Consider the following 26,507-nt stretch of genomic DNA (forward strand, 5'->3'; position numbering starts at 1 on the left):
CCCCCCATCTCCCCATCAGCCTAAATCTTAAATTTAAATGCCTAGCAGTTTAGAACACCTGCGGGTATTTTTTTTTCAGCAACTCCATGTAATTATGTATAGATCGAGATTTAGGATCGACAGGGATGACGAAGAGAAACTCTTTACAATTTGCGGTTCAAAGTGGATGTCTAGATGGAGTGTTCCAAAATCAAGTCGTAGGTTGGGCTTGGAATTCTCTTACGCCTGATGAACCTGTGGATGTTGATATATACATAAATGGTGAATTAGATAAAACAATTAAAGCCGATCGCTACCGTGAAGACCTCCTAGAAGCTGGCATCGGTAATGGCGCTCATTGTTTCATGTATCCTCTACCACCCGAAAATAATGGTTCAACCTATCTGCTCTCAGTTCGATTAGCAGGTACTACATCGGAGATCTCAAAAAGTCCGATATGGATTAATGGCAATGAAAAGCTGAAAACAAAAAGTCATTTAACTACATTAAAGCTCGATCCAGACAATATAGCTTTCAGTCTGGAAAACTTGGAAGCTGCAACGATCGATCATCTTCTGATTGATATTAATGACACTTGTAATGCTGAGTGCGTATATTGCCCCAATCCTCGCACTAAAAAACGAATAGAATTAGAGCAGTTCCAAACATTGCTCGATCGATGTGTAGAAAAAGTAGATACGCTGCAAATTGGTTGTGGGCAGGAACCAACTCTTGATGTCCGCCTTCCAGATTTTTATCGAGCGTTACATAGTTCCAAACTTAAGCCAAGAAGACTAACTATGATTACCAACGCCACAATGCTCCATCGACACGATGTTGGTTTCTTTCGTGATTGTGGTTTAACCGATTTGCAAATTTCATTAGACACCGTAGATCCTGAGATTAATGCTATCACCAGGCGCGGAACTGAGTTGGAACAAATTGTTAAGAATTTGCGGTATTTTCGGGAAAAATGTCCCGATTTAGGAGTAATATTTTCTGTAGTTGTTAATTCAATGACCATTGGCGGTATTGAAGATTTAATTAAATTTGGTGACTCATTGGGAGTAAGTCACTATTATTTGCGTGAAGTATTCGATCATGCCCCTGCGTCGTTGATACCTCGAAATGATGACTATAAAGATTGGATTAAAAAGATCAGTCTCAAGCCGGGAGAATTTCAGCAGATGCAGCAGCGATTGTCTCGCCATCGATCGATCAAAAAAATCAGCTTTATCGCCGCTGAAGGTCTTGGTTCTGTTCTGCAAGATATGCGGCAGGCTGATGGCAGCGTTCGATTTTCTTGAAATACTCCCTTTTTTGACTTTGCCTAATATTATGTTCGGTTAATTAGATAGGACTACGCTTGTAGCAGAGGAGGTAGAACCTCCTTTTTTCGTTCCCAAGTAGAACCTGGGAACGAAAAAAGCTTATAGGGTTTGCTATTGCTGAGAAAGGTTGGTTGGGGAAAGAACGATATACTCGTCCGATCTTCTAGCCTCTTTGGCTGAAAGCTAAGTGTATTTATTAGAGAAGATGGTTTTACTCAGGGAAAGTTGCCGTAAATACGGAAAAAAATTAAGTTTTATCCGGGAAAATACTGACAGCGAATCCATGTTTCCACTGCCTCCTCAAATTCAATTTCTACCTGATAAAAAACGCTGTAATTGTCATAGATAAAATCACTGAAATAGACCACAGAATCTGCGGCTAAATTTCATTGTCAATTTACAAAAAATACCCTCTTTCCTGCTTTTATCTTCATAGCTAATTGATTACGTTTATTAATAACAGGAGTTCAAAACCAATCAGGAGAGAAGCAAATGAAACTTACAGGTACAAAAATTCGCACTTTATTAGGAGTTGCTGCTGCTAGTGTTTGTCTTTTTTCTGCTACTGGTCAGCAAGCTAGTGCCGGACAGCTATATAATGGCTGGAACTATGGCATAGATGCTTCCAATGATGGCTCTGGTGGATCGAGCTTTGAAATTAAGGGTATGGCTATCAAGGAAGTTGGTGATAGCATTTTCGTTGCCCTTACTGGTGGTATGCCTTTGACAGGAGCAGCAGATGGCGGCGCGGCTGACGGAAACATTGGTTGGGGAGACTTGTTCTTTAACTTATCAGGTAAAGATTTTCAAACTGCCAGCAGTACAAACAGTTTGTTTGGAATTCGCTTTGCTGGTACTAACGATTCTAATGCTGCCACTACTGGCGTTTACAAGAATGTTAGTGCTATGAGCGTTACTGGAGTGAATAACGGCTACGGCAGCTTAAACCAATACTATAATTCTGGTTTCGATAAAGCCAACACTCAAGGTACAGATCTGGCAACTAAAGAAGCTGCTTACAACTACTTCGGGCAAAATACACCGATTCTGAATGAAATCGGTTCAGGTACAAAGGTGGGTGATATTACAATGCTCACCGCTACTCAACTGCTTACTGCGGGTCTTAATTTTGGTCACTTTGGTGCAGCTGGTAGTCAAACCATCGGATTCCAGCTTAGCCGTTCTTTGTTGGGCAGCGGTAGCTATATGGCGAATGTGTTTGTTGAGTGCGGTAATGACGGCGTGGCGCTGGCAGGAAACTTGGCAAAAGCACCCGAACCTTCTTCTATAGTTGGTTTAGCTTTGGTGGGCTTGACTGCTGCTGGTTCGATGTTACGCAAGCGTCGCTTGGCAAGTGTGAATATTGTCGAATCATAGATTTCTTCTGTCGATGAACTAAGTTTTGAGATACTGTTATAAAGCAGAAATAGCAATTCATATTATGTCCGGTGACATCGGTTGTGTCTATTGTCTAATTGTAGGTGCAGGTGAGAGCAGACAACCTTTTCAATCAGACAGAATATCAATTCCCGACAAAAGTGAGCAATAAAAAAAGCGGTAGATAGGAATCTTTTCTACCGCTTTTCAATTATGAAACTTTTTCAAATGTACCCATTTTTGTCTTTTGCGTACTCTGATATATATAATTCTGGCAACCTAATTTTGTTAGGCGGTCGCAATTTTCCTCACAAATCTTTTCTCGATCGCACAATTGTAAAGTAAAAAGTACTGCCTTTTCCCAATACGCTATCTACCCAAATCTCGCCTTTGTGTTTTTGCACAATACTTTTACAAATAGCTAAACCTAAACCTGTACCACCTTTCTGACGAGAATCAGAAGCATCAACTTGTTGAAAACGCTCGAAAATGCTTTCTAACTTGTCCGCTGGTATGCCTCTTCCTTCATCTTGCACTGAGAAGCGGAGGTAAACATTAGATGATAAATTTGGCTCATCATTTACTAACTCTGCTTTCAGCCAAATAGTACTACCAGGAGGAGAAAATTTGAGCGCGTTGCTGAGTAAATTAGTGATTACTTGAACGATCGCACCAGAACTGGCCCATAAATTAACTGAAATTGGTACAACTTGAATCGTAATCGATGCTTGACTGGCAAGAGTCTGGACTGCTTCAACTGCCTGTTTCATCAACTCACTTGCTTCACATTCTTCTATTAGTAATTCGACTGAATCTGATTCCAAACGTTCCAAATCTAAAATATCATTGATCAACCGCACTAGGCGAATGCTGTTATTCACCGCTATCTGTAAAAAATGCTGGAACTTCTCCGAGTGATTGTCAAATTTTCCTGATTGCAGTATCCCTAAAGCGCCACAAATGGAAGTTAGTGGCGTGCGGAGTTCATGACTAACTACGGAAATAAATTCATCTTTCACCCGTTCAGCTACTTGGCGATCGCTAATATCTTGAATTTGGGAAACACAATACAAGGGAACACCATTTTGATCTCGGATCGCAGATGTACTTTGCATTGTCCAAATCACCTTTCCCTGCTTATGGATGCAGCGTTTTTTCATTTGAAAAGAACGCTGTTCCCCTGATAGCAATTGCTGCACATTTTCCTCGATCGCTGGGAAATCTTCTGGGTGAGTAATAGCCCAACAAGTTTTTTGCAATAATTCCGTTTCACTGTAACCGACTAGATCGCAAAGTGCCTGATTAACTTCCATAAATTGTCCATCCAAGGCAAGCAGCGCCATTCCAATTGCGGCATCATCAAATGCCAGCCGGAATCGTGCTTCACTTTCACGCAAAGCTGCTTCTGCACGTTTGCGATCGCTAATATCTTTCACAATCCCATACCCAACGATGTCTCCATTGTCTCGCCGTTCCAGCGCAGAACGTTTAGCAATTAACCATTTCAACTTACCGGATGGCGTAATTACTCGCCATTCATAAGAAAACGGCTCAAAGGTGGTAAGATTTTGGCGAATCGCTAAACTATAGGCTTCCACATCTTCTGGATGCCATTGTTTAGCAATCAAAGAAAAATCTGCCAACGCTTGTTCAGGCTTAATTTCTAATATTTCTTCAACGGCAGCACTAATATATTCCAACCTAGTAGATCCATCTGGGGAATGAACAATTGTGTAAATAATTCCGGGTACATTAGCAGCCAACTGTTGAAATCGAGCTTCACTTTCGCGCAAAGCTGCTTCTGTACGTTTGCGTTCGCGCAGCGCAGCTTGCTGTTCGCTAATATCTGTAATCAGCGCATAATACCCGTGAACAATTTGATGTTCATCCATATCTGGAACCAAAACCGCAGAAATATCGCGAGTATGATTACCTTGATAAGGAACTTGCGTTTCGTAGGTGACAGTTTTTCCTACCAAAACTTGGGTAATGTATGGAAGTACTTGTTGGTATGCTTCTAAACCAATTACTTGCTGAATGGTTTTGCCTAAAATGTCTTCTTTTTGACAATTAAACCAAGCTTCGTAGGTTTTATTCACAAAACGGTAGCGTTGCGAAGCGTCAATATAAGAAATGCAACCGGGAACAGAATCGGTAATTAATTGCAACTGAGCTTTACTTTCTCTTAATGCCGTTGTTTGTTCCGCCACCTGACTTTCTAATTCTCGCTGATAGTTGGTTCGCAATTGTTCACTTTGTCGTCTTTCAGTGATGTCTTGAAAAGCATCGATCGCATAGAGTACATTACCATTTTTATCAAAAACGGGAATGGTGTTAACTTCGATCGGCACTCGTCGTCCGTTCACCTCAATTTCCATATCGTCAATATAAACCGATTCCCCTTGCAATCCGCGAATTGCTGGAAGTTTTTCCGTTGGGTAAAATTCATTAGTACCTGCTAGATAAAGCTGATAAACTTGGGAAAGTTGTTCTGCGGGAGTTGATGTTACTCCTGGCGTTAAGATTTCTTTGCCTTTGTTATTGACAAAGATGACTTGTCCAGAAGGCGCATGAACACTCATCCCAACGGGAACGCTATCCAAAAAGGTTTTCAGGGTTTGCTGATTTTCTTGAAGTGCTTGGAAAGAAGCGTTAAGCTGAGTCATCATCTGGTTAAACCCATCTCTGAGGGCATCGACTTCTTGAATACCAGTGGGAGTGAGTAGGGAAACGGGTTTTCCGGCAGAAAATGCTTGAGTGCAAAGGTTCAGCTTTTGAATCGGTTTAGTAATTTTCCGCGCCGTCCACAACCCCAGTAAAATGGAACCCATCAAAGCTAAACCGCACAGTAGTGCAGTGCGATAATTATTTGCTTGGATTTCGGCTGTGAAATCAGATTCTGGGACTACGATTACGATTAACCAGTCGAGCCCAAATCGATCGCGAAATGGTATAACTTGAACAAATTGTGTTGCATTGTTTTGTTCAATATCAAACTGTTCAGTATTATTAATTTGGCTTAAACTTCGGAAGCGTTTGATTAATTGTAAAGTTGTTTCCCGGATGATGGGATTTTTGCTTTCTGCGGCTTTAGTGCGTTGCAATTTTCCGCCTTGCAATGTAAATAGGGGATAGTCGGTGGAACTAGCAATTAATAATCCCGATCGTTCGATCATAAAAACTTGTCCTGATGGACTGATACGCAGAGTTGATAGAAATTGATTCAAATGATAGAGACTAATATCGGTTGCTAGTATTCCTTGAAATTTGCCAGAACGGTTATAAATTGGTAGTCCCGCAGAAATTCCTAAAATTGTTAGGTTTTTCGGGGTGACAAATTTGTAGATGGGACTCCATGTTGCCTTACCTGCTTGCTTGGGAGTCTGATACCAAGGTCTGATTCTAGCATCATAATTTTCGGCAATCACTTGGTTTGTGATTTTATTACCTTGGGTATCAACATCAGAAAAAGAAAATTTGCCTTTACTAAAGCGTTCTGTGCGATAAACAGTAAATGAGGGTAAAGGTTTTTTTTGCGCCGAACCAATCATCCCGCCGCGTTCGTTGGCGATCGCTATTGTACTAACAGAAGGAAACCGCGAGATTTGTTTGCCGAAAAATTTTTCTAAAGTTTCTGTATTTTCGGTTTGGAAATTGGGTATCATCCCTAAACTAATGGCATCAGCGTTGAGTTGGTTCACCAGATGGGGAATTTCCAAGGTTTTGTCTAAGTAAAGTGTGGTGCGATTCCCCACTTCTGTCATCAACTGATGTGCTAAGTCTTCTACTACACGCTGTCCGCTGCGAAAGGATAAATAGCCCACTAGCGTTACTGCGCCTACAGTTTGCACTACAAAAGGAACAACTAACACCCATCGCAACGGGATGTTTAACTTTGTGAGAGAAAGGCGTTGCGGGTGAGCGATCGGCATAAAAGTTACGTGAACAAAGGGAAATAATTTCAACCCTGACAATTCCGATTATTCACCACAATTTTCGTGACTTCAAGTTTTGCCTATTAACGCAAGAGTTGCTGGTTACAAATATTATCACTTCGATCCCCCCCCCGCCCCTACAAAGTTTTGAGTTTTGAGATAAAGAGAAAGATTGACCAGGATTGAAGGATGAAAGGATTAACAAGATTAATTCCGGGTCTTTCAATAAATCAAATCATCAATCCAGTTCATCATGTAAATCCATAAATCCTGGTTGAGTTTTAGGTTAATGAACTTCGCCTTGTCCCCTTGTCTCCTTGTCTCCTTGTCATCTTGTCCCCTTGTCCCGGTGAATGGTTGCTAGTTCAAGTTTGAGAAGAAAATTTGTCTTTCTTGATTATGTGTAACAATTAGGTTCACATTCGTCTAGCATTCTCACTAACTGTCATGACATCTACAGAGTCTCAAGTTTATCCGGTAATGTGGCAAAAAGACCATGTTTTACTAATAGATCAAAATCGCTTGCCTGCTGAGTATACTTTAGTAGAAATTAGTAACTCTGATGATATGGCATTAGCAATTAAAACGATGATTGTCAGGGGTGCGCCTGCGATCGGAGTTGCTGCTGCTTATGGAATGTATTTAGGGGCGCGGGAAATTAACACTGAAAGCCGCGAATTGTTTTTAACCCAGTTGGAAAAAGTAGCCGAAAAGTTACGCGCGACCCGACCAACAGCGGTAAATTTATTCTGGGCAATTCAAAGAATGTTAAATACTGCCCGTCGCACTTTGGGGCCAGTAGAATATCTGAAAGAGGTATTACTAGAAACAGCAAAAACGATCAATTTAGAAGACATCCAAACTTGTCGATCGATCGGCGATTATGGTTTGGAAGTTTTACCAAAAACCCCCGAAAAATTAACGATTTTAACTCATTGTAATGCTGGCGCTTTAGCCACTGCTGGTTATGGTACGGCTTTGGGGGTAGTGCGATCGGCGTGGCGAGAAGGACGTTTAGCCAGGGTTTTTGCTGATGAAACTCGTCCCCGTTTACAAGGCGCAAAATTAACCGCTTGGGAATGTGTGCAAGATCAAATTCCGATTACTTTAATTACTGATAATATGGCAGCCCATTGTATGAAACAAGGTTTAATTCATGCTGTGGTTGTCGGTGCGGATAGAATTGCTGCTAATGGGGATACTGCGAATAAGATTGGGACTTATAGTGTAGCAATTTGTGCCAAAGCTCATAATATTCCGTTCTTTGTCGCTGCACCACTTTCTACAATTGATTTTAACTTAATTGATGGTAGTCTAATTCCCATTGAAGAACGCGATCCTTCAGAGGTTTACCAAATTGGAAAAACATTCATTACGCCAGAAGGTGTCAATTTTTATAATCCAGCTTTTGATGTGACTCCAGCCAATTTAATTACCGCCATTATTACTGAATTTGGTGCTGTTTCTCCGAGTGAATTGAAACAGTTTGAGGAAAAGCAAGCGGTTTAATTTAGTTGCGGTTTTTTTGGTGGTAGCGATCGCGTAGCGTGCTGTAGGCGATCGATCCTTTCGGTTTTAGTAATAGCACAGCATCGTTAAAATTTCCTGTGATTTTTAGCATTTTTTCTGGTGCTGTGCTTATACTGTTTAGTTAATATAGAACCAAGATTTTTTAGTGTTATTTGGTGCTGAATATGAACATTGAATTGCGGTTAAAGTATTTGTTATATCTTTGCCAAAAAGAACGCGATCGCGGTTTTACCATTATAGATGTTGTGGTAGCGATCGCTATTCTCGGACTTTTAACCTTAGCAACTTTACCAAGTCAAATTTCCCAAGCACAGAATAGCAGAGAAGCAGAGGGGAGACAATACGTTAGTGCTATCAACAAAGCACAACAAGCTTATTACGCACAACATAGCATTTTCGTAATTAATACCGACCCTATCGCTTGGGGTAGCTTGGGAGTTGGTATTAAAACCCAAACTTCTAGTTACAAATACTTAATTTCAGCAATTGGTAACAACGGAGTTAATGCCTTTGCCGCTCCTATGCTACCTAACGTATTACGAAGTTACACAGGAGTTGTCGGTTTAATTGCACCAGATCCCCAAGGTGAAAAAGTTACCCAAGCCATAGTTTGTGAAACTAAAAATCCTGGGAATTATCCAAAAAGCGGGATAGTAACTCGAACTAAAGTGCAATGTCCAGATAATGCTAATCAAATTTCTCCTAAGTAATATAAATATTTAGGGAAATAGTCTAGAAATTTGCACTTCAATTTCAGGAAAAGCTAATAGAAAAAGAGTTGCTTCTTCGTTGAGAATAGTTTCTTGTTGATAGGTTTGATTGACAATTTCTCGAAACACTCGAACTTGGCGCGTGTTAACATCAAGAATCCAATAATCTGCAATTCCGGCTTTAGCATAAGCAGCGGCTTTTTGTTTGCGGTCTTGTTCTAAAGTGGTATCAGAGATTTCTATCAACAAAAAAGTATCTGCTGGGGTGGGGTGATTTTCTGCGTAAAATCGAGGATTAATCCTCACCACAGCAATATCTGGTTCTGGTTCTGAGTAAGAACTGAGGTTAATTGGATCTTGAATCCGAATTAAAGCTAATCCTGCAAGTAAGGTTCGCAAATATTCAGCAGCACACAAATTGGTAGCTGAATGGGGGGGATTTTTCGCAGCCATTGAGATAATTTGTCCTTCTAGCAGTTCCAGTCGTTCCTCTGGATCGAGAATTCCTGTTGTTATCATGCGGTGGTATTCATCTTGCGAAAACAAGCGTAAACCTGTGGCAATCATGGCAGTATTTTACCTCAAAGGATAAAGAGTATTACCAGTAGCGGGGTCAAAAATAAACAACTGATTTAAATCAAATTGTACAGAAATGCGATCGCCAACTCTCCCCCGCCAATTACCGGAAGCTAACACATCCATCTGCAAATCTAACCCAGATAAATTAACCCGAACTAAAGTCTCTCTTCCCAAAGGTTCAATAACTTTCACCTCAACAAACAACTCTCCTCTTCCTTCTTCTCTGTGTTCTCTGCGCCTCTGCGGTTCAATAACTTCTATATGTTCGGGACGAATCCCCAAATCTAAACTTTGTCCTTCTCTTAATTGAAACTTATCCCGCACAAAACCCGGACAACCTATCATTTCTTCTCCCAGTTTGAAGCCATTACCTACATAAATAGCAGGTAAAATATTCATGGGTGGATTACCCAAAAAAGTCGCTACCATTCGATTAGCAGGATGGGCATAAATTGCCTGTGGTTCCCCAATTTGTTGAATTTTACCCCGATTTAAAACTATAATCTTATCAGCTAAAGTCATTGCTTCAACTTGATCGTGAGTTACATAAATAGTAGTAATTCCAACTCTTTGATGCAATTGCTTTAATTCTGCTCTCGTATCATCGCGCAATTGAGCATCTAAATTAGACAAAGGTTCATCTAACAAAAATAATTTTGGTTCCCGTGCGATCGCCCTTCCCAAAGCAACTCTTTGTTGTTGTCCTCCTGATAATTGTTTTGGTTTCCGATCTAAAAGATGGAAAATATCGAGCGATCGCGCCACATTTTCCACTCGTTCTTTAATTATTTTCGGCGCAACCTGACGCATTTGTAAACCAAAAGCCAAATTTTCAGCTACCGTCTTATGAGGATAAAGGGCATAATTTTGAAATACCATCGCCACATCTCGTTGACGTGCTGGGACATGATTTACTAAAGTCTCGTCAATATAAACACCACCACTAGTAATAGATTCTAAACCTGCGATCGTTCTTAATATTGTAGACTTACCACAACCAGAAGGGCCGACTAATACCCAAAATTCCCCATCAGGAACTTCAAAGGTAATATCCTCAATAGCAGTGACATTATTAAATTTGCGGGTAACTTCTGTTAGTTTGACTTTTGCCATAATCTTTTAGGTAGTTGGTAGTTGGTAGTTGGTAGTTGATAATAGTCGATCGCCTAATACCCATTACCGACTACCATTCGCCAAATAATCTAATTCTGTGACAACTCGTTCCAATTCGTCAATCAATGGCGAAAAATAAACTTGGCGATATGCTTCCACTAAACTTTTATAATACCAAAGACTCCCTTCTCTGCCTCCTTTAAAACGTTGCCAAACAGGTTCTCCTAACTCTCGGTAATCTTTTAATATCGATCGGGAATTATGCAATTTATCTGCCGCCGAAACTAACAAAACTGAAGGCAAAGCAGTAGCAAGACTAGCAATAAAAATCTCTTTTCTTTCTCGCCAAGGCGGTTTAGGAACTATTTCTGAATCTGTACAACCATCAACAATTGCTGTTACATTATCACCAAAACGTCGGCGAATTTCTTCCCTAGTTTTAGCACCTCCTTGATCTTCGATCGCATCATGCAAAAGTGCTGCAATAGCCTCATCTTCATTTGCCCCATATTCCAAAGCTATACTAGTAACACCAAGTAAATGTGTGATGTAGGGAACACCACTTCCCTTTCTGACTTGGGTAGCGTGTAATTGTGTGGCAAAAACCAATGCTTCTGCAAAACGTTCTGAAAGAACCATTGAAACTTTTGAACTAATTTTATTAATACCAGTTTACTATTAAAATCTACTGCTAGCTATAGACGCTAAATATATAAAGATTTCAGTCCACTAAAGTAGACTGAAATAAAAAGCAAGGATTTCACTACTTAATCAAGCAGGAAAAAATCTTTCCTCCGTTGTTTAAGGTTCGTTTATGGAAGGATTTGTTTACCTGCTTCTTTAGCTTGATTAGCGGTTTGTTTAGCGCCTTCTACGTAACCTGAACCAAATTCTTCAAAAGCTTTTGCCGATTCTTTACCAATTCTTCCCAGTCTTTCCCCTGGAGAATTTTCGGTTTCGCGTCCTTCTTTTTCCCACTCTCTTGTGGTTTTTGGTCTGACGGAATCGCGATCGTGTGCTATTTCATCAAGCTGCTTACCTAAAGCTTTGTTATTACTCCCAGAATCTATGTTGGTTGTTAGGAGTAAAAAACCTACTAAGACAACAGCTAAAAACTGCTTAACTTGGATTTTTTTAACTAAAGAACTGATGTAAGCAGTGGTGTTAGCAATCAAATTGATCATGCAATACTCCTAAATTAAGTTTTGCTACTGTGTACGCTATACAATTTATATTCGTTGCTTCTGGATATAGCGTAATCTCCCATAGGAAGTAAATCAAAGTGAAGCGTGAATTTCCTTACGCAACGAACATTTTATCAATAATCACAGTTCATACAATCTCATAAATTTGCGACTAATGATTGATGAAATTAGTTAAAAATATAATTACGCCGTATCGATTATATTGGACGATTAATTATGTATACCTGATGAGCTTGTACTACTAAGTCTAATAATTTGAAAAACTCATTTTTCGCATCTGTTGGAGATGTGATTTTATAAGACAACATCAGCTAATGTACAGAAAAAAGTACATCTACTAACTCAAGTTGCTACTTACTAACGTGGTGATAGGTAGTTGGTAGTGGGTAGTAGGTAGTAGGAATCCCATTACCCATTACCTACTACCTACTACCAACCTCAATTTAATAACTAACAACTTGCGTTACTATATAACATCATTAAATTCGCAGATGTGAAAGTAATTGTCAGTACTGCCTACGACAGGCTACACCAACGCCAACACAATACCAACTTTCTCACACAAAAGGCCGCGTCATAAGCTAGAATTATTAAGGATTCTTTACAGAAATGTGACTTAGCAAACAAATCTGTTAGAGAACCGCAAAAACCACTAATCAAACCTCACAAAAGTCCTGTACGCTCATCAATATGACTCTTCCCATTCGCAATGTAGCTATTATTGCCCACGTAGATCACGGCAAAACTACCCTAGTAGATGCTTTACTCCGACAATCAGGCATTTTCCGCGAGGGGGAAGACGTACCTGACTGCGTGATGGACTCCAACGCCATTGAACGGGAACGCGGAATTACCATTCTCTCCAAAAATACCGCTGTTCATTACAAAGAAACTCTGGTAAATATTGTTGACACACCCGGACACGCTGACTTTGGTGGCGAAGTTGAACGGGTACTGGGAATGGTGGATGGTTGCCTTTTGATTGTCGATGCTAATGAAGGGCCAATGCCGCAGACCAGATTTGTGTTAAAAAAAGCTTTAGAAAAGGGATTGCGTCCGATCGTGATTGTGAACAAGATCGATCGCCCACAAGCCGATCCTCACGGTGCAATTGATAAAGTATTAGACCTATTCTTAGAATTAGGTGCAGACGACGATCAATGTGATTTTCCCTATCTCTTTGCCTCTGGTTTATCAGGTTACGCCAAAAATACTTTAGAGGAAGAAGGCGTAGATATGCAGCCTTTATTTGAGGCAGTTTTACGCCACGTACCACCACCAGTAGGCGATATCAACAAACCATTACAACTGCAAGTTACCACTTTAGATTATTCCGAGTATGTCGGTCGGATTGTAATTGGTCGGATTCACAACGGCGTAATTAAAGCAGGTCAACAAGCAGCTTTGGTAAAAGAAAACGGCGAAATTGTCAAAGCCAAAATTAGTAAATTGATGGGTTTTGAAGGTTTAAAACGCATCGAATTAGAAGAAGCTTCTGCGGGAAATATTGTCGCTGTCGCTGGTTTTGCCGATGCCAATATTGGGGAAACAATTACTAATCCCGACGATCCGCAAGCATTACCATTAATTAAAGTAGATGAACCTACTTTACAAATGACATTCTCGGTTAATGATTCACCTTTTGCTGGACAAGAAGGAACTTTTGTAACTTCACGGCAATTGCGCGATCGCTTATTCCGAGAATTAGAAACCAACGTCGCCTTGCGGGTTGAAGAAACCGACTCTCCTGATAAACTCTTAGTTTCCGGTCGTGGCGAACTGCACTTGGGCATTTTAATTGAAAATATGCGCCGCGAAGGTTACGAATTCCAAGTATCCCAACCGCAAGTTATTTACCGCGAAGTCAACGGACAACCCTGCGAACCTTTCGAGTATTTAGTATTAGACGTTCCCGAAGAAAGCGTCGGTGGTTGCATCGAACGCTTAGGACAACGCAAAGGCGAAATGCAAGATATGCAAGTTGGCGGAAATGGACGCACTCAACTTGACTTTGTGATTCCCGCTCGTGGTTTAATTGGTTTCCGAGGCGAATTCATGCGCCTAACTCGCGGCGAAGGCATCATGAACCACAGTTTCTTGGAATACCGCAATTACAGTGGAGATGTGGAACTGCGCCGCAACGGTGTGTTAATTGCCTTTGAAGAAGGTACCGCCACATTTTACGCCATGAAAAACGCCGAAGATCGTGGTGTTTTCTTTATCACTCCCGGTGTTAAAGTTTACAGAGGAATGATTGTTGGCGAACACAATCGCCCCCAAGATTTAGACCTCAACATCTGCAAAACCAAGCAATTAACCAACCACCGCGCCGCTAGCGGTGACGAATTGGTACAGTTGCAAGCACCAGTAGAGATGAGTTTGGAACGTGCTTTGGAATACATCGGCCCCGATGAATTGGTAGAAGTCACACCAAAATCAATTCGCTTGCGGAAGTTGAGTAAGAAATTGGTGAAACGTTAAGGAAAGGCAGGAAAGTAGGGGTCCAGAAGGCAGCAGAAAAATTGATGTAGGGGCGAGTTTAGCAGATAACCTTTGTTACCTACACACAATCTGAGGACAAAACCCGCCCTGGAGAGAGTTTGTCAGGGCGGGTTTTGTTGTTAATTCTTCTTTTGTGAACACAAATTTATTTGCTCTCACCCGCCCCTACAAAGTCAAAAGGCACAAGTAGATCAGTGGTTTCTCCAGCAGCGTTGCTAATATACCGGACGCGATTTTTATCAGGTAAATTCACCATCGGGTTAGCTCTCCTAGAGGTAAAATTTTGGTAAGTTACCGATGCGTAGCATTATCGCTTTTTTTGGAAATACGTTCCCACTGGCAGTCGTTTAGGTTGGTTAATTAACCACAAAAACCGCCAATATGTCTGTACCCCCAACTTCTAAATTAACATCTTCGATTCCTTTAGATCTCTATCCTCCCGAACCCCTATTGGCAGAGGATGACTCGTCCTTAGTTGTGCTAATTTTACAGGGAGTTGAAATCGACAAATCAGAATATTCTGCGATCGCAAAGGAGTTAAATCGCCATCAATTTTGGGTAATTGTTCCCAACTGCTACCCTGTTGGCAGAGATTATATTTGTCCAGAAAACTATTCGGCAAAACAAGTTATTAACGCATTGCAATATTCCCCATCTCAACCGTTGTATCAAGCCCTGCAAAGAGGAGTTATCTTGCTAGGACATTCTGCGGGAGGAATGGCTGCTTTGGCTGCTTTAAATGATAATTTGTCTGACTTATTTAGTCCGCTAGTGGCGATCGCAACCTACGGATCAAACACTCCATTTAATATTAGCCATATCAGTTCACTACCTCCGGTTCTGATGCTATCAGGAGAAAAGGATTCAGTTGTTTCTCCAGTTATTTCTAGAGCAGCATTTCAACGGATACCAACAGCAAAAACTTTCATTGAGTTAAAAGGTCTAAATCACTATAGTATTAACAATACTCCTCAGCCTATAGGTGCACCGTTAGAGGAAAATAAAGCTGACCTTTCTAATCGAGATTCTGTTCATTTTGTTGCTTCTCTCTTAACATCTTTTGTTCAAAGAGTTAAATCCCAAGATGAGAACTGGTTTGGAAAACAATTACAAATTTCATTTTAATGCTAAAGCTTATGACTGATAGTACATCAGAACAGGAATGGAAGTTGTGCGATCGCTTTTTAGAAATCCATTCCCGCTGGTTTACACTATTTGGTGAACATTTAGAAGATACTCAAGGACAGCAATTAGAATATTGGCGCATTGAAAAAGCAGACTCAGTAATTATTCTCCCCATTCACAATCATCAAATCCTGCTACCACCTCCAAGTTATCGCCCTGGAGTAAATCAAATGACTTTAGATTTTCCTGGTGGAAGAGTTTTAGAAGGACAAACTCCCCAAGAAGCAGTACCCAAAATCTTGAAACGAGAATTATGTATTGAAATAACAGATATTGCTGAATTAACACCCTTAAACTCTCAAGGATGGGCAGTAAATAGTTCCTTTTCTAATCAAAAACTCTACGGTTTTGTAGCTTATTTGCGAGACGATATAAAATTACTACCAGAATTTGTTACTAACACTTATCCAACAACTTCAGAGGGAATTCAAGATTTACTTAAAGAACTCTTATGTTTACAGTGTCGTGTCATACTTTTGGAATGGTGGAATAGTGCGTTACGCAGTTAATCCAGCATTACGGTTTCCCGTTTCTCCTCCCGTCGGCGGCATAATAATTAATTCTCCATTAGCATTGCGTTCAAATCTCAAATTGCGGTTATCTTGACATAGCTGGAAAAATTGCTCGTCTGTCAGTTTAATTATGGAATTGAAATTAACGGTGAGAGCATTCATTTTGATATTTTATATTAGGGAATGGTTACGATCGTTATTTTATTTTGATAATTGCTGATTTGTGCGTTCGCGCAGCGATGCGTAGCATTATCGCAAATATGTAAGTGTCAAGCCAACACTTTCGGAAAAAAGGAGACAAAAGGACAAGGGGACAAGGAGAACTCAAAACTCAAAACTTTCCCAGTCCCCAGTCCCCAGTCCCCCTAAATCGGACTATAACCACTATGTTGGTCTTGGAACTCACGAGAAGCGCGTGCTGGATCGACACCTTCGTTACGTACTCGGCGGCGCAAGTCGCCCACATCGGGAGAAATTTTCAAGGCTTCATCACCGCTAATTTTGCCCATTAGCAACAAGTCGCACAATGCTTGGTTGAGTACTTGCATACCTTCATCGATACCATTTTCTAGCAAGTGATAAGCTTCTTCCTCATTACCCTTGGCTAGGTAATCTTGCATTGCTGGGGTGTTAATCAAAATTTCGTGTGCTGCGGTGCGTCTACCATCTGTAGTTTGTAGCAAAGCTTGGGCAATTACAGCTATTAAAGAGTCTACTAGTTGAATTCGTACAGGGCCTTGTTCATCTGGGTTATAAATACCCAACAAACGGTTGATGGTATTTAACGCGCTACGAGTGTGGAGAGTTCCGAATACTAAGTGACCTGTTTGGGCTGCTTTGATGGCTGTATCTACGGTTAAGCGATCGCGCATTTCCCCAATTAATATCGCATCTGGGTCTTCCCGTAAAGCCGCCCGTAAAGCATGGTGGAATTCATAAGTATGTAACCCCACTTCCCGTTGACTGACTAAGCACTTATTGGAAGTATGAACAAATTCGATCGGATCTTCGATCGTGATAATATGCTTTTGCTGCGTCTCGTTCATGTAGCGAATCATCGCCGCCAAAGTCGTTGATTTCCCCGAACCTGTAGGCCCAGTCACCAGAATCAGACCTTGAGGACGTTTGACCAAAGTTTTCAGTATAGGCGGTAATCCCAAACTATCAAGAGAAGGCACTTCCAGAGGAATTAACCGCAACACCATTGCGCCGCCCATTAGTGATTCAAAGCAATTTACCCGACAGCGTACCAAACCAGGATAATAAATCGCCGTATCTAATTCCTTTGACTCTTGAAATCTTTTGAGCTGATCTGGCGCTAGGATTTCATTGAGGTACTGATGAAATAGTTCAGGAGTAACTCGGTCATGATTTCCCACAGGTAGCATCTGTCCGCGAATGCGATATCTGGGTATTTCTCCTACCCGAAGGTGAATGTCAGACGCTTGTTGTGCGTGGGCGTGTTTCACCATGCGTTCAATAGAAGGAAATACCGAAGGATGGCGAGGACGAGGTTCTTGTTCGGCACCTTTTTTTTCGCGACGAGGCGGAACAGGCATTTCTTTTAAACCTGTTTTCAGCTTAGTTCCTTCTTCTATTTCTGCTTCCGCTTCATGTTCTTCATGTAGTGGGAGTTCTGGGGAAATGGTTTCTTGTTGTAACCGAGTTGGTGAATTAATCCCAGCTATTTGATTTTCTGCTATTTCGGCGATAAATTCCCCAGCATTGTCCATTTGAGTAATTCCAGACCTGTTTGAACTGTTCATTTTATGTTCCTTTTGTGAATAACGTTAGCGAAAAGTTATTAACCTGAATCAAGATAGAAGTATAATTAACAATCTTGAAGACGATCGGGAAAAATAAGAGAAATAGCTGCTTTTGGTGCAGCAAATATACAAAAATTTTATTAAGTCAATTTAACGGTGGATTTTCGATCGCCATCATTGCTAACTCTACTAATCATTCCTTTAACTAAGTTTCCTTGATTAAACGGTAATCTATATGAGAATAGCGCATCGTCTTACTGATTGGTTGGAACGTCGTTGGGTTGTACCTGCTTATAGTGGTTGGGTTTTAGGGGCTTTTTCCCTGTGTTTTTTAGCCGCAGCTATTAATACTATGGCTGGATGGCTGTATGTAATTAGCGGGGTGAGTTTTGCTTTATTGGGAATAGCGGCGACTTTGCCTGTTCGATCGCTCAAAGGGCTTCATCTCCAACGTCTCCCCATTTCACCAATTAGTGCTGGCGATGAACTGACTGTAGAAATCGAATTACACAATCACAGTTCTCAACCAAAAACTTTACTGCAAATTAAAGATTTAATTCCTTTTGTTCTCGGTCAACCTGTCTCTGGTGTAATTGAAACTATTTTGCCGGGGCAAACTCACCGTTGGATTTATTACCAACCAACTGAAAAACGTGGCGTTTACCGCTGGCATACTATTCAATTACGCACTGCCACACCTTTGGGTTTATTTTGGTGTCGTCGAGAGCGTCAACTTCCCACTACAGCCATAGTTTATCCTACGGTTTTACCCTTGACTACCTGCCCTTTGATAGATGAAATTGGGCAAGAAGATAGTCCGCAATATTTTAGTCGCGATCGCCGTTCCCAAATAGCAAATCAAGACTTAACGCGATCGCTTCGTCCCTACCGTTGGGGAGATCCCTTCCGCTTAGTTCATTGGCGCACCAGCGCCCGTTACGGTGAGTTGCGCGTTCGAGAATTAGAAGTATTTACAGGCGGTCAAGAAGTCATTATTTGTTTAGATAGTGCTAGCCCTTGGGATGCCGAAAACTTTGAACAAGCAGTAATCGCCGCTGCTTCTTTATATTTTTATGCCACTCGCACTCAACTAAACGCTAAACTTTGGACAGCTAACACTGGTTTAGTCCAAGGTCATCGCGTAGTCCTAGAAGCACTAGCATCGGTTAACTTTGGCGAAACACCAGGCGACACCCCGCCACCAGATCAACCAATTGTTTGGTTAACTCCCAATTTTTTAAGTATTAACTCTTTACCCTCTGGTAGTCGCTGGCTATTATGGCCCGATCGCACCACCACTCCAAAATCAATGGTACGCGATCGCCCAGGCATCCTGATTCAACCAGAACAGCAATTGCAAACTCAACTACAATCAAGGGCGAGGGACTAGGGACTAGGGACTGGGGACTAGGGACTGGGGACTGGGGACAAGGGGACAAGGGGACAAGGGGATAAAGGGAAAGAAGGACTCTTCTCGTCTTCCTCCCAGTCCCCAATCACCTTGCTATCCTGAAAAGAGTCCCTCTGCTAAGACTTCAACCATGAGCAAACAACCTGCCCGTATTTGTATATTAGGTGGAGGCTTTGGCGGTCTCTACACGGCTCTACGCTTGGATTCGCTACCTTGGGAACAAGGGGAAAAACCGGAAATTGTGCTGGTCGATCGAAGCGATCGCTTCGTCTTCACTCCCCTACTCTACGAACTTCTCACTGGAGAATTACAAGCTTGGGAAGTCGCACCAAACTTTAGTGAAATTCTGAAAAACACAAATATTCGTTTTTGTCAAGGAGTTGTTTCGGGAATTGATTTAGAACAGCAGCAAGTTCAATTGCAGGATAGCCCAGCAATTCCGTATGACAAGCTAGTTTTGGCTTTGGGTGGCGAGTCTCCTTTGGATATGGTACCTGGTGCTTCGGCTTATGCTTTTCCGTTCCGTTCCCTAGCCGATGCTTATCGTTTAGAAGAAAGATTGCGAGTTTTAGAAGCTTCGGACAAGGATAAAATTCGAGTGGCGATCGTCGGTGCAGGTTATTGTGGAGTGGAATTAGCTTGTAAATTAGCCGATCGCTTGGGAGACAGAGGACGCTTTCGACTCGTTGAACAAGCTAATCAAATTTTGCGAACATCGCCAGAATTTAACCGCGAAACCGCACTCAAAGTATTAGAAGCTAAGGGTATTTGGATTGATTTAGAAACTGCCGTTGATTCCATTGAACCTGATAGTATTTCCTTACTTTATAAAGGACAAATAGACACAATTGCCGCAGAATTAGTCATCTGGACGGCGGGAATGCAGGGGTCTAATTTGGTTAAAGTTTTGCCCTTGAAACAAAATCAACGCAGTCAGTTAATTACTACACCAACTCTGCAAGCGATCGATCGTCCTGAAATCTTCGTTTTAGGAGATTTAGCAGACTGTCGGGATGTTGATGGGCAACAAGTTCCGGCTTCGGCGCAAGCAGCCTTTCAACAATCTGATTTTGTAGCTTGGAATATTTGGGCGGCTTTGAGCGATCGACCCTTACTATCTTTCCGTTATCAAAATACAGGCGAAATGCTAATTTTAGGAACCCAAGATGCCTCAATCTCTAGCATGGGCGTACAATTAAATGGTCAGTTAGCCTATACTTTGCGTCGTCTGATTTATCTGTACCGAATGCCTAATTTAAATCATCAATTGCGAGTCGGTGTGAACTGGATCTCAAGCCCAATTTTGGAATTATTGACCAACTAACGTTGCTGTATTTCTTGACTAGTCGCGCTATCTTTTGACTCTGTTTTGGTTTGAGGGTTGCGACTACGAAAACCAATGATGTTAGACTTTTTCAGTTTCTTCACTCCACTGAGAACTACTAACGCCATCACAGTTGCGATCGCACTCATTTGCCATAGACCACAGCCTGCTGCTGCACCTAACCCAGCGGCTAGCCAGATTGTCGCCGCAGAAGTTAACCCTTTAATTTCTGCTTTCCCTGATTTCTCAGAAGACTGTTGCAGAATTATCCCGGCACCTAAAAATCCCACCCCTGAAGCTACACCTTGAATAGTTCGACTCAAAGCGTTAGAAGAGGCAAAAGTACTATCGTTCTCTATTTGTAAGGGAATCATGACAAATACCGCAGCACCTAAGCTGACGATCATAAAAGTTCTCAATCCAGCAGGTCTACCAGGTTGGTCACGATTAAGACCTATTACACAGCCTATTAGCAAAGCCACTGTTAGTCTAAAAGCGACAACCTGCCAATTGTTAGAACTAAAAAACATCGAATTCATGACCACACCCCCCATTAGGACTTCTGTGCTGAGTAGAGATTCCTGGTTGAAACTCAGCACTTTTAGTGTGCAGATTCCAGCCAAAAGAGTTTTTCCGCTTTGCCTGCTATGCTAAATCTATCTCTGGTAAATCGAGCGATTTACCGATGTTTATGATTAAGTATAGATTAAGATTTGGTTAATTTTGAGCAAAATGCTAAGTTGTAACAATTAGAGGCTGGGTAAATAAAGATGACAGATCCAAAAGAATTTCTTTACCCTAGAGGTCGTTACTACGGCAAATTCACACCAGAGTACTTGACGTTTGATGCGAATTTGCAAGAATTCGCTCAACGAATAAGTTATATTTGTGCTCTCCAAACTAATGGTAAATTGTCTGCTGAGGAAGCTTACCAACAAATCAAAAACCTTTGGAAACAGCTAAAAAGCTCAAAAAAACAACTAGGAATAGATAATTCGGTAGATTCAGACGATCGAGCTTAAAGGAAAGGTTTTTTGTTGGCATAGCCTTTAGATCAAAGGTTGTGTTTCCAGCATTGCCTCTAAATCCAAAGCTGCTAAGTGTTGGTAAGCTTGTTCGATGACTCGTTTACCCCGGAGAAAGCCAGTATTAGCACCGGGGCAAAGGTAGTTTAGCGTATTTGGGGAAAAGCGATCGCGCAACAAAGCCACACTCCGAAGTTGTCGCCGCCAATGAAAAGTCTTAGAAGTTCGCAACGGAACAGGTAAACCTTGCTGATTTGGTAACAGGTGACGACCAGAAAATAATACACCCCCTTGGACGCTCGAATAAACACAGGAAGAACCAGGAGAATGTCCAGGTGTCCAAATAACTTGAATCTGAGGAGTCAGGTTAAACTCTTGCTCAAAAGTTGTTACCTCTAAATCTGGCAAAAGATAAGCTTCCTGTTCTTGAATTAAAATTTGACAACCAAAAGCTGCTTGAATCTCCTTTACCTTGCCAATACCGCCTCGGTGAGTGATGATTAACCAAGAAACACCACCCTGCTCTTGCAAGAATTGTTGATTTTCTTGATCCCAAGCCGGACAATCGACCAAAATGTGAGTTTGGTTTTCTACAATAAGGTAGGCTGTTGCTCCCAACGTATCTCGATTGGGTGGAAAGGCAGAAATAGTGTCCAAGACAGCCCTTGCTAGTTTGGACATAATATGATTCTTTTATTGCTCATACTACTAGGAATAGCTACTTACTTTATCGTGAAGCGTAGCGTCGCTGGCATCACCACAACGCCAATTTGGTTATTGTGGTTGGTGATGATGGCACCACCGTTTGTTTGGACTGGGTGGATTTTGGCTTATGGCAGAAATCGACCAATGCCAGCAGCCTTGTTACTTGGTGTGTTCTTTGCTTCCCTAATTTTGTACACTTTCCTGATTCAAAAGGGAAGAATACAACCTCAAACGAAAGCAAATGAGACAACAAATAACTCCAAAACACCAGAAACAGCTAAGCCAGCTGATGCCGAAGCGCCAAAAGTACGCCCCATTAATAAAGAAGAGGAAGCTCAACTGCGAGATTGTTTCCCTTGGTCAGTTTACTACCTGCAAGACTTAGAGTACCACCCACAAGCGGTAATTTGTCGGGGACATTTGCGAACTAAATCGGAAGAAGCGTATCGAACGATTCGTAGTAATATTCAAGCTAAATTTGGCGATCGCTTTTTAGTTATCTTTCAAGATAGTTTCACCGAACACCCCTTTTTTGCCTTAGTTCCTAACCCTCAAGCCCACCCCGATGTTAAGCGGATCAACGCCAATATTGATCGCCCCGGTTTAGCCTTAGCATTGTTGTTGATTACCCTTTTTACCACCACAGTTATTGGTACAGAAATTGCAGGCGTTACCCTCAAAGCCCTCCAATCTGACCCCAGTTTATTACTCAAAGGCTTACCATACTCTTTAGCAATAATGACCATTTTGGGCGTTCACGAAATGGGTCATTACCTAATGGCTAAACGCTACAAAATCCGCGCCACACTGCCCTATTTTATTCCCATCCCCTTTTTCCTGGGAACTTTTGGCGCATTTATTCAAATGCGAAGCCCCGTACCCAACCGCAAAGCTTTATTCGATGTGGGAATTGCAGGCCCATTAGCAGGTTTCATTGTTACAATACCTTTGCTAATTTGGGGTTTGGCTAATTCTAGCGTTGTTCCCCTACCAGAAAGGACAGGAATATTACAATTTGATGCCCTGATTCCCAATTTTTCGATTTTGCTAGCAATTTTAAGTAAACTAGCTCTTGGTAGCGAACTTACGGCTAAGACTGCAATTAATCTTCACCCAGTAGCCGTAGCTGGTTACATTGGTTTAATCGTCACAGCTTTAAATTTAATGCCAGTTGGACAACTCGACGGCGGGCACATCGTCCATGCAATGTTTGGACAAAAAAAAGCAATTGCTATTGGTCAACTTGCTCGCTTGTTACTGCTATTCGTCTCTTTAATGCCGATACTTTTCCAGGTGACGCTGATTCCTAGAGATTTTCTGTTATGGGCATTATTCCTGTTTTTAATGCCTGTGTACGATGAACCAGCACTTAATGATGTGACAGAATTAGACAACAAACGAGACTTGTTCGGTTTACTTTCCCTAGCCCTACTGTTGTTAATCATTTTGCCTGCACCTCAATTCTTAATCCGATTGTTGAATTGATCGGCAAGCAAAGTGCTATAATGGATAATGTTGTGTGGGCACGTAGCTCAGTGGATAGAGCACCAGGTTCCGGTCCTGGGTGTCGGGGGTTCAAATCCCTCCGTGCTCGTTTTGTTTATTAAAACTCGGACTGGCGCTCTAGCAGTTGTGGCAAAATTTCTTCAGCACGTCCCAGGTATTCTTCTTGGAAATATGGATTGGGTGGATTGATTGGTTCCTTGTTAATTATTATCGTTCTTGCACCAACATAAGCTGCCGATCGGACAAAGTTAGCAGCCGGAAATACTACGCCTGACGTGCCAACAGCGAGAAATAAGTCGCATTCACGGAGCGATCGCTTTGATTTCCAGTCTGCTAGTGGTGAAAGGCTCTCGCCAAATAGTACAATATCTGGGCGCAGCAGATGACCGCACAAAGGACACGAAGGTATGGAGTCTGTATACAGATTTTCTTCTAAGTACGGTTCCAAAGTACAGTCTGGGAAAGTACACCTTGTCCGATGTACGTTTCCGTGCAGTTCGATAACATTGTGACTCCCGGCAAGCTGATGTAGTCCGTCTATATTCTGAGTAATTAAAGTGAAGGACCGATCGGGGCGAAGATGATGTTCCAAATGGGCAAGTGCGATATGGGCTGCATTCGGGGTTGCTTGGGAAGCAGCTTTACGGAAGTGGCTAAAGTAGTGCCACAAACCAGCCGGATCTTCTTCAACTGCCTGGACGGATGTATATTTTTTGGTAGAAGGTTCTTCACCTATGCTGCCAGTACCGCGAAAGGTAGGGAGTCCTGATGCTACCGAAATCCCCGCCCCGGTTAGCACAACAATGTTTGTATAACTGGAGAAATCGATCTCAATCAGCTCTCTCATCTTCAATATCCGTTTAGGCGTTTAGATAATAGGTTAGCGATCGCTCGATCGACCTAACCAATTTCTTCAACTACAACCATACATTTGACTTCTCCCCTGGATGGAATCACAGGGGATTCTAAACTGATGTTGCTACGCAGGCTGAAGCCATGCTACGCAACGTTTACGATATGATTTATTTAACCTCTTAAACAAGTCATATCGTTGTGGCACAGTCAAGGATGCCCTACCCACCTCGGCTAAAGATAAACTTAGCTGTGTGGCTACTTTTTTTAAAATGTTTGCTGCTGCCTGAGCATCAGATGAGGTTAAGAATCCTTTGGCAGATTGATACAATCCACGTTTTACCCTTTTACCTGACGGTTTCCATCCTGCGGGTTTTTCACCATGCCTGTAGAGGTTATCGTCATCCAAGTAAGACGCTTTTGAGGTGTACGCTTCTTCTGTTAGAGTAACCATAATTCCGTATTCACTAGCCAATTCTTTTAATCTTTGAATTAGCCTGCCTGTTGGAATTGGGACAAAGCTTTGATTACTTACTTTGCCTAAACTAGCACTAACTTTTTGCAATTTATTCCAACCAATAACTATATTTCCTATCTGGTCATTTAGGCATCGGTTAACAATGAACCTAGCTGCTTTGTTGATGGCATCTCGCATTTGGTTATTTCGCTTACGTTGAATACGGTCAAGGTTGGCATCCCAATAAAAATCAGATTTACCTTGTTTATATTTGGCAAGCAAACGACAATAACCTTGATTCATTGATTTCAGCTTTCTCCCATCAATAATCAGGCTTTTACCTAGTGTAGAAACTCCAGTTAACCAATTTGTACCACCATGATCAAATCCCCATGCTTGAGAATAATCAAGGTGTGGATTAATTTTAATTGGTTGCTTACCATCATCAATCACCCAATCAATCCAGAAATCACCATAATAAGGTCTGATGGTTACTTCCTTAACCCAGTCAGAATCAATAAAATCAGGCAAAAGTAGTTTGATATCTGTGATTAACTCCCTTTTAGTTTCTTTACTAATTGATGGCTGAAAGTAACCATTTTTAAAAGTAAGTGCTTGACGGGGAAATGTTACTGCTGCCAAACCTCCTTTTTTACGATACTTAGGCAATGAAGGTCTATCTACATCCCCGTTGTAGTAAGCTTTAACTAATCCGTTGTAGCTAGCTATTGATTCACCAACTAGCTTTAAGGTTTGTTGTGCTGCTTGCGCTGCCAAACCTTTATAATGTGGGTTGTCTTTAAGAGCTTTGTCTAATTCAGGATAAGTTGTTTGGCAAGAATAAGTTTTCCATCCACTATACAATTCATCACTACACCAGTAAGTTGTAAAAGCATTATCCATGCTTTCTAGTCTTGCGTAATGATTTTGGCGAGTATAATAAATTGCACAATTTATTAAGCTATTTGAGTGCTGGCATTGGTCAACCCAAAAAGCTTTTTCTTCATCTGTGAATCTACCTCTGATTGGAATTGTTTTGTACAATCTTTACTCACCTCCTTTTTAGGAGTATAGTTCTATTTTTGCAAAATTCCCCATCAGAATTTCCCTCAATAGATTTATATCAACTTATTTCTTGCCAGCAATCGAGTTTATGATGATTTTACACATAGCCATTTACTCAGCCAAGCTTTCGTTCTGAACCGGGTTTTCACTTCCCGCAAATCTTTTAGTAGATTCACTTGGTTGCAATCCTGACTCTCCAATTAGGTAGCAAGCTTCAAGTTTCTTCAATGCTTCTAATTTATCTTCTGGCTTAAGCCGATAATTTTGAGCCTGTAAGTTGACCATTTCTCGCAAAACAATCACTATTAAAACTCCAACCACAGTTGCTAAAACTCCAGCCATTCCCACAAATACAGCGATCGTGTTCATAATTTCTATCTCCGAATAATTAATGAGGTTTACTGCCTAACACGAATTGATTAGGTTTTCTATTTAGTT

Annotated in this window: 22 protein-coding genes, 1 tRNA gene and 1 pseudogene; 12 read left to right on the forward strand and 12 right to left on the reverse strand. The window is 41.4% G+C overall.

The genetic code is table 11. The features are described from left to right. Positions 1-125 precede the first annotated feature (125 nt). Together IQ264_RS08845 and IQ264_RS08850 are read left to right on the forward strand one after the other, a co-directional pair. Positions 126-1,286: a radical SAM protein gene (locus IQ264_RS08845; protein WP_193980387.1), complete on the forward strand. Its 1,161-nt coding sequence runs from the start codon at positions 126-128 to the stop codon at positions 1,284-1,286. A 516-nt stretch (positions 1,287-1,802) separates the two neighbouring features. After that, positions 1,803-2,687, forward strand: a complete 885-nt coding sequence (locus tag IQ264_RS08850; RefSeq protein WP_193980388.1) for an XDD3 family exosortase-dependent surface protein — start codon at positions 1,803-1,805, stop codon at positions 2,685-2,687. A gap of 308 nt (positions 2,688-2,995) precedes the next feature. Here the strand turns inward: IQ264_RS08850 and IQ264_RS08855 are convergent, their stop codons facing one another. After that, entirely contained in the window at positions 2,996-6,661 is a 3,666-nt protein-coding gene (locus IQ264_RS08855; protein WP_193980389.1) for a PAS domain S-box protein, read from the reverse strand. A 408-nt stretch (positions 6,662-7,069) separates the two neighbouring features. Here IQ264_RS08855 and mtnA point away from each other — a divergent pair, with 408 nt between their 5' ends. Together mtnA and IQ264_RS08865 are read left to right on the forward strand one after the other, a co-directional pair. Beyond that, entirely contained in the window at positions 7,070-8,131 is a 1,062-nt protein-coding gene (gene mtnA, locus IQ264_RS08860; protein WP_193980390.1) for an S-methyl-5-thioribose-1-phosphate isomerase, read from the forward strand. 185 nt (positions 8,132-8,316) lie between these two features. Further along, positions 8,317-8,862 (forward strand): type IV pilin-like G/H family protein, encoded by a 546-nt coding sequence (locus IQ264_RS08865; protein ID WP_193980391.1) that lies wholly within the window; start codon positions 8,317-8,319, stop codon positions 8,860-8,862. Between the two features lie 9 nt (positions 8,863-8,871). Here the strand turns inward: IQ264_RS08865 and IQ264_RS08870 are convergent, their stop codons facing one another. The 4 genes from IQ264_RS08870 to IQ264_RS08885 form a co-directional block, all read right to left on the reverse strand. Then, positions 8,872-9,429: a Uma2 family endonuclease gene (locus IQ264_RS08870; protein ID WP_193980392.1), complete on the reverse strand. Its 558-nt coding sequence runs from the start codon at positions 9,427-9,429 to the stop codon at positions 8,872-8,874. A gap of 9 nt (positions 9,430-9,438) precedes the next feature. Further along, a complete protein-coding gene (locus tag IQ264_RS08875; RefSeq protein WP_193980393.1) occupies positions 9,439-10,554 on the reverse strand; it encodes an ABC transporter ATP-binding protein in 1,116 nt (371 codons plus the stop codon). 63 nt (positions 10,555-10,617) lie between these two features. Then, a complete protein-coding gene (locus IQ264_RS08880) occupies positions 10,618-11,193 on the reverse strand; it encodes an HD domain-containing protein (protein WP_193980394.1) in 576 nt (191 codons plus the stop codon). Positions 11,194-11,366: 173 nt separating this feature from the next. Then, complete coding sequence (locus IQ264_RS08885) at positions 11,367-11,738, reverse strand: hypothetical protein (RefSeq protein WP_193980395.1); 372 nt, start codon at positions 11,736-11,738, stop codon at positions 11,367-11,369. A gap of 711 nt (positions 11,739-12,449) precedes the next feature. On the opposite strand from IQ264_RS08885, the gene typA reads away from it, so the two are divergent. The 3 genes from typA to IQ264_RS08900 all read left to right on the forward strand — a co-directional run bounded on the left by typA (position 12,450) and on the right by IQ264_RS08900 (position 15,955). Next, entirely contained in the window at positions 12,450-14,240 is a 1,791-nt protein-coding gene (gene typA / locus IQ264_RS08890) for a translational GTPase TypA (RefSeq protein ID WP_193980396.1), read from the forward strand. Positions 14,241-14,642: 402 nt separating this feature from the next. Next, positions 14,643-15,386 carry an alpha/beta hydrolase gene (locus IQ264_RS08895; RefSeq protein WP_193980397.1) on the forward strand — a complete coding sequence of 248 codons (744 nt, stop codon included), beginning with the start codon at positions 14,643-14,645 and terminating at the stop codon, positions 15,384-15,386. An 11-nt stretch (positions 15,387-15,397) separates the two neighbouring features. Beyond that, complete coding sequence (locus IQ264_RS08900; RefSeq protein WP_193980398.1) at positions 15,398-15,955, forward strand: NUDIX hydrolase; 558 nt, start codon at positions 15,398-15,400, stop codon at positions 15,953-15,955. Here the strand turns inward: IQ264_RS08900 and IQ264_RS08905 are convergent. Both IQ264_RS08905 and IQ264_RS08910 read right to left on the reverse strand, forming a co-directional pair. Further along, a pseudogene (locus tag IQ264_RS08905) lies at positions 15,947-16,120 on the reverse strand (Uma2 family endonuclease); the annotation flags it as partial. The gene IQ264_RS08900 and the pseudogene IQ264_RS08905 overlap by 9 nt on opposite strands. A gap of 203 nt (positions 16,121-16,323) precedes the next feature. Further along, positions 16,324-17,517: a PilT/PilU family type 4a pilus ATPase gene (locus IQ264_RS08910; RefSeq protein WP_193980437.1), complete on the reverse strand. Its 1,194-nt coding sequence runs from the start codon at positions 17,515-17,517 to the stop codon at positions 16,324-16,326. Between the two features lie 442 nt (positions 17,518-17,959). Here IQ264_RS08910 and IQ264_RS08915 point away from each other — a divergent pair, with 442 nt between their 5' ends. Further along, complete coding sequence (locus IQ264_RS08915) at positions 17,960-19,114, forward strand: DUF58 domain-containing protein (RefSeq protein WP_193980399.1); 1,155 nt, start codon at positions 17,960-17,962, stop codon at positions 19,112-19,114. A 151-nt stretch (positions 19,115-19,265) separates the two neighbouring features. After that, complete coding sequence (locus IQ264_RS08920) at positions 19,266-20,459, forward strand: NAD(P)/FAD-dependent oxidoreductase (protein WP_193980400.1); 1,194 nt, start codon at positions 19,266-19,268, stop codon at positions 20,457-20,459. Here IQ264_RS08920 and IQ264_RS08925 read toward each other — a convergent pair. After that, positions 20,456-20,998, reverse strand: coding sequence for an MgtC/SapB family protein (locus IQ264_RS08925; protein ID WP_228061391.1), 543 nt, complete (start codon positions 20,996-20,998; stop codon positions 20,456-20,458). The two genes, IQ264_RS08920 and IQ264_RS08925, sit on opposite strands and share 4 nt — an antisense overlap. A gap of 231 nt (positions 20,999-21,229) precedes the next feature. On the opposite strand from IQ264_RS08925, the gene IQ264_RS08930 reads away from it, so the two are divergent. Then, a complete protein-coding gene (locus IQ264_RS08930; protein WP_193980401.1) occupies positions 21,230-21,481 on the forward strand; it encodes a DUF7219 family protein in 252 nt (83 codons plus the stop codon). A gap of 27 nt (positions 21,482-21,508) precedes the next feature. Here the strand turns inward: IQ264_RS08930 and IQ264_RS08935 are convergent, their stop codons facing one another. Beyond that, positions 21,509-22,165, reverse strand: a complete 657-nt coding sequence (locus IQ264_RS08935) for an MBL fold metallo-hydrolase (RefSeq protein WP_193980402.1) — start codon at positions 22,163-22,165, stop codon at positions 21,509-21,511. 3 nt (positions 22,166-22,168) lie between these two features. Between IQ264_RS08935 and IQ264_RS08940 the strand changes: the two genes are divergently transcribed. Together IQ264_RS08940 and IQ264_RS08945 are read left to right on the forward strand one after the other, a co-directional pair. Further along, on the forward strand, positions 22,169-23,674 hold the full coding sequence (locus IQ264_RS08940) for a site-2 protease family protein (RefSeq protein ID WP_193980403.1): 1,506 nt from the start codon (positions 22,169-22,171) through the stop codon (positions 23,672-23,674). A 36-nt stretch (positions 23,675-23,710) separates the two neighbouring features. Then, positions 23,711-23,783: transfer RNA gene (locus tag IQ264_RS08945), tRNA-Arg, on the forward strand. Between the two features lie 9 nt (positions 23,784-23,792). On the opposite strand, the gene IQ264_RS08950 is transcribed toward IQ264_RS08945, so the two are convergent. The 3 genes from IQ264_RS08950 to IQ264_RS08960 form a co-directional block, all read right to left on the reverse strand. Then, on the reverse strand, positions 23,793-24,542 hold the full coding sequence (locus IQ264_RS08950; protein WP_193980404.1) for an SIR2 family NAD-dependent protein deacylase: 750 nt from the start codon (positions 24,540-24,542) through the stop codon (positions 23,793-23,795). Positions 24,543-24,674: 132 nt separating this feature from the next. After that, positions 24,675-26,048 carry an RNA-guided endonuclease InsQ/TnpB family protein gene (locus tag IQ264_RS08955; RefSeq protein WP_193980405.1) on the reverse strand — a complete coding sequence of 458 codons (1,374 nt, stop codon included), beginning with the start codon at positions 26,046-26,048 and terminating at the stop codon, positions 24,675-24,677. Between the two features lie 132 nt (positions 26,049-26,180). Then, on the reverse strand, positions 26,181-26,438 hold the full coding sequence (locus IQ264_RS08960; RefSeq protein ID WP_193980406.1) for a hypothetical protein: 258 nt from the start codon (positions 26,436-26,438) through the stop codon (positions 26,181-26,183). Positions 26,439-26,507 lie beyond the last annotated feature (69 nt).

Origin of the sequence: [Phormidium] sp. LEGE 05292 (assembly GCF_015207735.1) — a bacterium.
GTDB lineage: Bacteria > Cyanobacteriota > Cyanobacteriia > Cyanobacteriales > Aerosakkonemataceae > Floridanema.

Excerpts from the sequence above, each read along its gene's own strand:
- IQ264_RS08845 (WP_193980387.1), top strand. The coding sequence starts at position 126 with ATGACGAAGAGAAACTCTTTACAATTTGCGGTTCAAAGTGGATGTCTA.
- IQ264_RS08850 (WP_193980388.1), top strand. The coding sequence starts at position 1,803 with ATGAAACTTACAGGTACAAAAATTCGCACTTTATTAGGAGTTGCTGCT.
- mtnA (WP_193980390.1), top strand. The coding sequence starts at position 7,070 with ATGACATCTACAGAGTCTCAAGTTTATCCGGTAATGTGGCAAAAAGAC.
- IQ264_RS08865 (WP_193980391.1), top strand. The coding sequence starts at position 8,317 with ATGAACATTGAATTGCGGTTAAAGTATTTGTTATATCTTTGCCAAAAA.
- IQ264_RS08870 (WP_193980392.1), bottom strand. The coding sequence starts at position 9,429 with ATGATTGCCACAGGTTTACGCTTGTTTTCGCAAGATGAATACCACCGC.
- IQ264_RS08875 (WP_193980393.1), bottom strand. The coding sequence starts at position 10,554 with ATGGCAAAAGTCAAACTAACAGAAGTTACCCGCAAATTTAATAATGTC.
- IQ264_RS08880 (WP_193980394.1), bottom strand. The coding sequence starts at position 11,193 with ATGGTTCTTTCAGAACGTTTTGCAGAAGCATTGGTTTTTGCCACACAA.
- IQ264_RS08885 (WP_193980395.1), bottom strand. The coding sequence starts at position 11,738 with ATGATCAATTTGATTGCTAACACCACTGCTTACATCAGTTCTTTAGTT.
- typA (WP_193980396.1), top strand. The coding sequence starts at position 12,450 with ATGACTCTTCCCATTCGCAATGTAGCTATTATTGCCCACGTAGATCAC.
- IQ264_RS08895 (WP_193980397.1), top strand. The coding sequence starts at position 14,643 with ATGTCTGTACCCCCAACTTCTAAATTAACATCTTCGATTCCTTTAGAT.
- IQ264_RS08900 (WP_193980398.1), top strand. The coding sequence starts at position 15,398 with ATGACTGATAGTACATCAGAACAGGAATGGAAGTTGTGCGATCGCTTT.
- IQ264_RS08910 (WP_193980437.1), bottom strand. The coding sequence starts at position 17,517 with ATGCCTGTTCCGCCTCGTCGCGAAAAAAAAGGTGCCGAACAAGAACCT.
- IQ264_RS08915 (WP_193980399.1), top strand. The coding sequence starts at position 17,960 with ATGAGAATAGCGCATCGTCTTACTGATTGGTTGGAACGTCGTTGGGTT.
- IQ264_RS08920 (WP_193980400.1), top strand. The coding sequence starts at position 19,266 with ATGAGCAAACAACCTGCCCGTATTTGTATATTAGGTGGAGGCTTTGGC.
- IQ264_RS08925 (WP_228061391.1), bottom strand. The coding sequence starts at position 20,998 with ATGAATTCGATGTTTTTTAGTTCTAACAATTGGCAGGTTGTCGCTTTT.
- IQ264_RS08930 (WP_193980401.1), top strand. The coding sequence starts at position 21,230 with ATGACAGATCCAAAAGAATTTCTTTACCCTAGAGGTCGTTACTACGGC.
- IQ264_RS08935 (WP_193980402.1), bottom strand. The coding sequence starts at position 22,165 with ATGTCCAAACTAGCAAGGGCTGTCTTGGACACTATTTCTGCCTTTCCA.
- IQ264_RS08940 (WP_193980403.1), top strand. The coding sequence starts at position 22,169 with ATGATTCTTTTATTGCTCATACTACTAGGAATAGCTACTTACTTTATC.
- IQ264_RS08950 (WP_193980404.1), bottom strand. The coding sequence starts at position 24,542 with ATGAGAGAGCTGATTGAGATCGATTTCTCCAGTTATACAAACATTGTT.
- IQ264_RS08960 (WP_193980406.1), bottom strand. The coding sequence starts at position 26,438 with ATGAACACGATCGCTGTATTTGTGGGAATGGCTGGAGTTTTAGCAACT.